Annotated in this window: 4 protein-coding genes; all 4 read left to right on the top strand. The window is 44.5% G+C overall.

Going from position 1 to position 3,797, the window contains the following annotated elements; translation table 11 throughout:
* The first annotated feature begins 106 nt into the window (after positions 1-106).
* Positions 107-841: a glutathione peroxidase gene (locus tag IQ270_RS28935; RefSeq protein ID WP_193976561.1), complete on the top strand. Its 735-nt coding sequence runs from the start codon at positions 107-109 to the stop codon at positions 839-841.
* 205 nt (positions 842-1,046) lie between these two features.
* Positions 1,047-2,018 carry a sodium-dependent bicarbonate transport family permease gene (locus IQ270_RS28940; protein ID WP_193976562.1) on the top strand — a complete coding sequence of 324 codons (972 nt, stop codon included), beginning with the start codon at positions 1,047-1,049 and terminating at the stop codon, positions 2,016-2,018.
* 4 nt (positions 2,019-2,022) lie between these two features.
* Positions 2,023-2,328 (top strand): P-II family nitrogen regulator, encoded by a 306-nt coding sequence (locus IQ270_RS28945; protein ID WP_193976563.1) that lies wholly within the window; start codon positions 2,023-2,025, stop codon positions 2,326-2,328.
* A 515-nt stretch (positions 2,329-2,843) separates the two neighbouring features.
* On the top strand, positions 2,844-3,797 hold a 954-nt coding region (gene gap, locus IQ270_RS28950), incomplete at its 3' end, for a type I glyceraldehyde-3-phosphate dehydrogenase (RefSeq protein WP_193976564.1).

Genomic DNA, 3,797 nt, shown 5'->3' on the forward strand with positions numbered 1-3,797 from the left:
CAGCAGTCCCAACAAAAAACCCGCCCCCCCTTGACAAGTCATACTCGTTATGAGTACGCTATAGCAAGCAAAGGAATTTAACCCAAGTACCCCAGGATTCAAAATCATGCTGCCTAACAAAGAAGGTCAAAGAGTACCTACTGTGACCTTTCGCACTCGCAAAGACAACGAGTGGAAGGATGTCACCACCAATGATATATTTGCCGGCAAAACCGTAGCAGTGTTCTCGCTACCGGGAGCCTTTACTCCCACTTGTTCGTCAACGCACCTCCCGGGTTACAACGAATTGGCGAAAGTTTTCAAAGAAAACGGCGTAGATGAAATCGTTTGTATTTCTGTCAACGACACTTTTGTGATGAACGAATGGGCAAAAGACCAAGAAGCAGACAATGTGACGTTAATTCCCGACGGTAACGGCGAATTTACTGAAGGCATGGGACTGCTGGTAGACAAAACAGATTTAGGCTTTGGTAAGCGGTCTTGGCGCTATTCTATGCTGGTCAAAGATGGCTTGGTTGAAAAAATGTTTATTGAGCCCGAGGAACCGGGAGACCCTTTCAAGGTGTCCGATGCGGAGACGATGCTCAACTACATCAACTCTTCAGCAACCAAGCCGAAGGTGGTTTCGCTGTTTACAAAAATGGGCTGTCCCTTTTGTGCTAAGGCTAAGGCAATGTTGACCCAAAAGGGCTTGGATTATGAAGAAATCGTCTTGAATCGGGATATCACAACCCGATCCCTCCGGGCCGTGACTGGCGGGACAACGGTGCCGCAAGTGTTTATCGACGGCAAGTTGATCGGCGGTTCGGAAGCTCTAGAGTCTTATTTGGGAGTTGCTTAGTTAGATAAAAATACTTAGCCGGCAGGCGCGCAGTGCCAACCTTACTCGTTGTAAGGTTGGCACTGTGCGCTTTTGCTGTATTTCGCGGTATTTAGTTTGATCGAGCAGATATTTCAAAAGTTCGATCGCACTGTACGAGCCCTTCTCGTGCAACAATTATTTGTGAAGTAATATTAAAAACGCCAGAAAGTAGGAGTAACCGATCGTGGATTTGAGTCTAGTAGCGTCAAACATTTTAAATCCACCAGTATTAGCTTTTTTCATGGGAATGGCAGCAATTTTTCTGAAATCAGATTTAGAAATTCCGGCACCGATCCCCAAACTGTTTTCGCTGTACCTGCTGTTTGCGATCGGATTTAAAGGAGGCGTCGAACTGTCCAAAAGCGGAATTGACCAGCAAGTCGCCCTGACAATTTTGGCAGCGATGCTGATGTCTGCTCTAGTGCCAGTTTATACTTTCTTTATACTGAGAATCAAACTAGACTCATACAATGCAGCGGCGATCGCAGCCACCTACGGTTCCATCAGCGCCGTCACCTTTATCACCGCCACCTCCTTCCTTACAGGACAGGGGATCGACTTTGACGGTTACATGGTAGCAGCGCTAGCATTAATGGAATCCCCAGCAATTATTGTCGGTCTAATTCTCGTCAGCGTATTCGCCGGAGAAGAAGAAAAACGCGATATAGTTTGGTCAGAAGTTCTCAAAGAAGCCTTCCTAAACAGTTCAGTATTTCTGCTAATTGGCAGCCTAATTATGGGGATACTGACAGGAGAACACGGCTGGGAAGTTTTAAGCCCCTTTACTCAAGATTTGTTTTATGGCGTTCTGACTTTTTTCTTGTTAGACATGGGCCTGGTTGCCGCTAGCAGAATTCAAGATTTGCAAGATGCAGGAATTTTTCTGATCGGCTTTGCAATCATCATTCCCATAGTTAACGCAGCAATTGGTTTAGTGATAGCAAAATTAATCGGAATGCCAGAAGGAGATAGCCTGCTGTTTGCCGTATTGTGCGCGAGTGCTTCTTACATCGCAGTACCAGCAGCAATGCGGCTGACGGTTCCCGAAGCTAACCCGAGCCTTTACATTTCGACAGCCTTAGCAGTGACGTTTCCGTTTAACATCATTGTAGGCATTCCCACGTATCTATACGCAATCAATATATTTTGGAGGTGAACCGATGGAGACAGTTAAAAGGATAGAAATTATTGCCAATTCAGTGGAACTTCCAAAGATTTTAGACGGTTTAGAAAAAGCTGGTGTCCCCGGTTATTCAGTGATTCGGGGTGTCGCAGGCAAAAGCACAAAGGGTCGATCGCGCGATTTAGCAATGACAATGCTGGATAATATTTACGTACTGGCTTTTTGCGAACCCGATCAAATATCGGCAGTTGCCGAAAATATTAGACCAGTGCTAAATAAGTTTGGTGGGTCGTGTTTTATTTCGGATGCAGTGGAATTGCTAACCACTAAATGCGTCGGGTAGCGATTAGTCATTAGTCATTAGTCATTGGTCATTAGTCATTAGTCATTAGTCATTGGTCATTAGTCATTTTAGTCGAAGCAAGTCGAAAGGCTAGTTATTAGTCGTTGCTCGTTACCAGGCTCTGCCTGGTAATGCAGATGCTTTGGCTGTGCCTCTCTTTTCCTACCACTTCTAAAGATAGAAGAGTGTAATAAATGTTTAAATTATTAATTTTTCGTTTCTCAGCGGTTTTTGCTTTTAGATAAATCTTTGATAATCACTTTCGCCTGATTGAAAAAAAGCCGAGTGTGAAAAAAAAATCTGCGTCGGCTATTATTATAGAAAATTTACAATTGTCGAGCATCAGCGATCGGCCCTTAACCTGCGGTGATTTCAGGATGAATTGCACCAAAACTGAGGTCGAATTCAGAATTCTTAAGATATAGAAAAGAATCAGTTACAAAAACAGCAGAGCGTGGTAAATTCTAAGCCACAACCAGCGATCTGCTAGCGATATTTTCAATAGGAGTTTAAACATGGCTGCATTAAAAGTCGGCATCAACGGATTTGGGCGCATTGGACGGCTAGTCATGCGCGCCGGCATCAAAAACCCCAACATCGAATTTGTCGGCATTAACGACTTAGTTTCACCAGAAAACCTGGCTTATCTTTTCAAATACGACTCCACCCACGGAATTTACGACGGCGAAGTTGAAGGTAAGCCAGACGGGATAGTTGTTGACGGAAAATTTATTCCCTGCACGTCAATCAGAAATCCGGCAGAATTGCCTTGGGGTAAAACAGGTGCAGATTATGTTGTAGAATCTACGGGATTGTTTACAGATTTTGAAGGCGCATCAAAACACTTGACGGCGGGAGCAAAACGAGTAATACTTTCAGCACCGACAAAAGACCCGGAAAAAGTGGCAACTTTTCTAGTAGGCGTCAACCACCACAAATTCGATCCGGCAAAAGATACAGTTGTTTCTAATGCTAGCTGTACCACAAATTGTTTGGCACCAATTGCTAAAGTTATTAACGATAATTTTGGTTTGGAAGAAGGTTTGATGACGACTGTTCACGCGATGACAGCTACTCAACCTACTGTAGATGGCCCTAGCCAAAAAGATTGGCGGGGTGGACGCGGCGCGGCTCAAAATATTATTCCATCTTCAACGGGTGCGGCGAAAGCTGTTACTTTGGTGTTACCAGAATTGAAAGGAAAATTGACCGGAATGGCTTTGCGCGTGCCAACTCCAGACGTATCTGTAGTTGACCTGACTTTCAAAAGCAGCAAGGAAACTAGCTACAAAGAAATTTGCGAGGCAATGAAAAAAGCCTCGGAGGGCGAACTGAAAGGCATTCTTGGGTATACTGAGGATGCGGTAGTTTCGACGGATTTTCAGGGCGACGCGCGATCGAGCATATTTGATGCAGGTGCGGGAATTGAACTGAATTCTAAGTTTTTTAAAGTGGTTTCCTGGTATGAC

This window comes from Microcoleus sp. LEGE 07076 (assembly GCF_015207455.1).
Lineage (GTDB): Bacteria > Cyanobacteriota > Cyanobacteriia > Cyanobacteriales > Microcoleaceae > Microcoleus.

Bases quoted from the DNA above. Each gene is read 5' to 3' on its own strand.
- IQ270_RS28935 (WP_193976561.1), top strand. From the start codon at position 107: ATGCTGCCTAACAAAGAAGGTCAAAGAGTACCTACTGTGACCTTTCGC.
- IQ270_RS28945 (WP_193976563.1), top strand. From the start codon at position 2,023: ATGGAGACAGTTAAAAGGATAGAAATTATTGCCAATTCAGTGGAACTT.